Origin of the sequence: Mycobacterium sp., assembly GCF_035623875.1 — a bacterium.
In the GTDB taxonomy this organism is placed as follows: domain Bacteria; phylum Actinomycetota; class Actinomycetes; order Mycobacteriales; family Mycobacteriaceae; genus Mycobacterium.
The window spans coordinates 1-3,789 of the sequence record NZ_DASPSP010000066.1; the positions used below are offsets into that span (position 1 = coordinate 1).

Sequence of the window (3,789 nt, forward strand, 5' to 3'; positions counted from 1 at the left end):
AGCGTGAAGTTCAGCCCCGACGGACACCGGCTGGCCTCCGGGAGCGTCGATACCACGGTGCGGTTGTGGAACGCCGACACCGGCCAACACCTCAGCCAGCCGTTCACTGGTCACAACTCCGATGTGTGGGGTGTGGTGTTCACCCCGGACGGGCAGCGCGTCGCGTCCGCCTCCCAAGACCACACGATCCGGTTGTGGCCCGCCCTCGCCACGCCAGAGATGCTATGCAAGAAGCTCGCCGCGAACATGAGCCGCAAACAGTGGCACGATTGGGTGTCCGCCGACATCGCCTACATCACCCTGTGCCCGGGGCTCCCCGTCGCCGCCGACTGATTGTGTACGCGTCGGCTCGCGCGGTTCTGACCGCGGCCTGCTCACACAACGTCGATGATCGCCGCTGGCCTGTCGTATGCACTAAAGCGCCCAGCGCTCCGGTCGACCCGAAGCCCGATTTGCTAAAAACGCGTTAGCGCAGCCGCTAGGGCTTGTCCCTCGATCGAATCGACGGATTTCTCGGGGCGGGTAGCGGTTGGCGACGCCCCCCGCAAAGAGCCGCCCGCTGCGGTTTTCTTCCCGGAGCGCGTGCGCCGGGATGAGCCCGATGGGTTTCGAATATGAAGTCGGGCCGATAATGTCTTGTTGTCGTCGTTGACCGACTGATGGAGGCGCCATGAGCTATCGGACAATTATCGTCGGGACGGACGGCTCGGCGTCGTCGTTACGTGCGGTCGACCGCGCAGGCGCGCTTGCGGCGCAAGTCAATGCGAAGCTGATCATCGCGAGCGCGCATCTCGACACTGCGGAAAAGGGAGGCTGGTCAAGAGCACCCGCCCCCGATCGCGTGACTGACGCCCGCGCCGCCGACAGCCTCGGGGGCTCTGGCTACATGATGCATGGGAGCGCGTCCGTATATTCGATCCTTCAGGATGCCCGCGACCGAGCGAAGGCCGCCGGCGCCCACGACATCGAAGAGCAGGCGATTGTCGGCGCGCCAGTCAATGCGCTGCTGCATCTGGCCGAGGAGGTCAACGCGGACTTGCTCGTCGTCGGCAACTTGGGTTTGGGCACGGTCGCCGGCCGTCTATTGGGCTCGGTGCCCGACACCGTTGCCCGCAGAGCCAAAGTAGACATCCTCATCGTCCACACCGTCGGATAGCCTCGAGCCGCGGCCGTTTCCTGGCATGAAGCTTTGACCAGCACCTTCTCTGTGGAGCTGCCTGGAATCGAAGCCGCATACAACGGGGCTTACCTGAAAAAACGAATAACGGGTCAACACGGCTGGCCTTGGGTTTTCGCGGCTGTTGACAGATGTTCTGTTGACGCACGTCAACACGCGCCAGTTCGAAAGTTCGCGCGACTGGGCAGGCTTTCGCGACACACCGCTGACCTACTAGTTTCCGTGCCAATCAACGGGTTCGTATGTCGTTGAGGATCGTTGACAGGGCGAAGTCAGTTAGTCGGCGAAGCGACTCAGACTCAACAGCCTTACGGTGCGGCTGCCACGCCTGTATCCGGTCGAGTGGCGTCCCATGAGAGCCGAATGCCGTTTCCATGTACCGCCGGTTCTCATCTACAGTGCGTTCTGCGATGGCTACCAAAACTTCCGGTCGGCGACCATAGCCGACGATGAACCTGTCGCCGCTACAACCTCGGCAGCCTTCGCTGCGGCAACCGCTCACGAAACTTCGGCACGCGAGTTGTCAGCTGACGAGCGCAAGCCGAAGCCAGGCCGCGGCAGGAACATCGGCACCCGGCGCCGGTACTCACGGTAGGGCGTGCCCAGCGACGCGGCGAGGTCGCGCTCCTCGAGTTGCACGGCAACCAGGATGTACGCGGTGGTCGCGACTGCGAACAGCAGATGCCCGGCGGTCATCGTCGGCGCCGACCAGAACGCCATCACGAACCCAACCATCAGCGGGTGACGGATCAGCCGGTAGAGCAACGGTGTTCGAAAACCGGTGTCGATGCGAGACTTTCCGCGCGACGCCAGATAGGCCTGGCGCAGACCGAACAGTTCGAAGTGGCTGATCATGAACGTGCTCGCCAACGCAGTCACCCAGCCGAGCCAGAACACCGCCCACACGGCAGCGCGCCCGCTCGGCGACGTCACGTCCCACACGACCGCGGGCATGGTCCGCCACTGCCAGAACACCAGGAACAGCACCACACTCGCGATCAGCACATAGGTGCTGCGCTCGACCGACGGTGCGACGAACCGCGTCCACCACCGTTTGAAGCCAGGGCGCGCCATGACGCTGTGCTGCACGGCGAACAACCCCAGCAGCGCCAGATTGACCGCCAGCCCTTCGCCAAAGGGAGCGGCGATGCCGTTGTCGACGCTGCGGGGCACGCCGATGTCGCCGAGGAATCCGATCGCATAAACGAACGCCGCAGGGAACGTCAGATAAGCCATGCTGCCCTAACTGATGATCAATACACGAGTGTTCATGCGTCGATGCTCGACCCCGCCGACCCCGAACTCATGAGGCGATTGCCTCAATTCTCGGGCGCAACAAGCCCATGCCGCAGCGCGTACATGCTGGCGCCGATCCGGTTCGACACACCGATTTTCGTGTAGGCCCGCTCGACATGGTTGCGCGCGGTCTTCTCGCTGATCACCAGCTGCTCGGCGATCTGCTTGTTCGACGCACCGCGGGCGACCAAGCACAGCACCTCGACTTCTCGGGCGGTGAGTCCGTCCGGGCGCGAGTTCGATCGTCTCGGCCGGTGGCCCGCAGCGTGCAGCACCGCTTCGGCGGCGGCCGGGTCCAACGCGCCGGCGCGCACCCGCTCTTGCAGCCGCTGAGCCGCTGCGTCCGGCTCGAGTGGGTCGCGGTAGGGCCGTGGCTCGACAGCGGATTGGTAGCTGACCGCCGCGGCGAGCAGTCGGTCCGGCATTGTCAGTGCCGAACCGGGCAGCCCTTGCGGATAGCCCGAGCCATCGATGTTTTCGTGGTGATTGCCGGCCAGCCGGGCCACGTCTTCCAGGCCTGGAACTCGGCGGAGAATCCGCACCGTCAGGTACGGGTGCAGCTGGACCCGCTCGAAGTCGGCCTCGGTCAACGCGCCGGATTTGGACCAAATCTGGTTCGAGACCCCGATGCGCCCCAAGTCGTGCACGTGTCCGGCCCGCCGCGTCAACGCCACCGTGTCGGCGTCCAGTCCGACGGTGACCGCGGCGTCCGCCGCGAGTCCGGCCGTCGCGCGTGAATGGCCAAGTGTGAACGGGCATTTTAGGTCGACGAAGTCGCCCAGCACGACCAGAAGTGCATCAAGTGAGTTGTCGTCGAGAGGCTGGTGGCGGTCGGGCGCCTCCCGCAGCGCCGCGTCCCACAGGTCCGGAACGTCGGCCAGAATTTCCTCGGCATGGGCGACGAACACGTCAACGACGGCAGGGTCGAACTGGCCACCGCGGCGGCTGTGTGCCATCGCGATTGCGCCGTCGACACCGTACGTGTGGTGATGCACTTCCGCCATGTCCGCGAGTTGGCCGACGCGCGTGTGGATCGGGATCGCGTCGCCGGATGCTCCGGCCGGCTGGCCGCCGCCGTCGTACCGCTCGAAGGTGAAGCGCAGCGCGGTCTGCACACCGGCAGGCAACCCCATACGGTCGGCCAGCAGCGCGGCCGACCTGCAGTGCGAGCGCATCAACCGCGACAATTGTCCCTGGCTGTTGACGTACAACTCTGACATGGTTTTCAGGCGCTGCCACCATGGCTCGCCGCGGCCCACGTTGTTGAGCAGAAAGCGTTGGTATGGCCAGCCTTTCCAGTCGACCAGATACGAGTC

The 3,789-nt window shown here is 64.8% G+C and carries 4 protein-coding genes; 2 read left to right on the top strand and 2 right to left on the bottom strand.

What is annotated here, in order from left to right; translation table 11 throughout:
* A partial coding sequence (locus tag VEI45_RS05730) for a hypothetical protein (RefSeq protein ID WP_324850994.1) occupies positions 1-333 on the top strand: 333 nt, incomplete at its 5' end.
* Between the two features lie 337 nt (positions 334-670).
* On the top strand, positions 671-1,156 hold the full coding sequence (locus tag VEI45_RS05735; RefSeq protein ID WP_324850996.1) for a universal stress protein: 486 nt from the start codon (positions 671-673) through the stop codon (positions 1,154-1,156).
* 519 nt (positions 1,157-1,675) lie between these two features.
* Here the strand turns inward: VEI45_RS05735 and mddA are convergent.
* Positions 1,676-2,413 (bottom strand): methanethiol S-methyltransferase, encoded by a 738-nt coding sequence (mddA, locus tag VEI45_RS05740; protein ID WP_324850998.1) that lies wholly within the window; start codon positions 2,411-2,413, stop codon positions 1,676-1,678.
* An 83-nt stretch (positions 2,414-2,496) separates the two neighbouring features.
* Positions 2,497-3,789, bottom strand: a 1,293-nt coding sequence (locus VEI45_RS05745; RefSeq protein WP_324851000.1) for an HD domain-containing phosphohydrolase, incomplete at its 5' end; no start/stop codon positions are given.

Coding starts and splice junctions, on each gene's coding strand:
- VEI45_RS05735 (WP_324850996.1), top strand. CDS start 671: ATGAGCTATCGGACAATTATCGTCGGGACGGACGGCTCGGCGTCGTCG.
- mddA (WP_324850998.1), bottom strand. CDS start 2,413: ATGGCTTATCTGACGTTCCCTGCGGCGTTCGTTTATGCGATCGGATTC.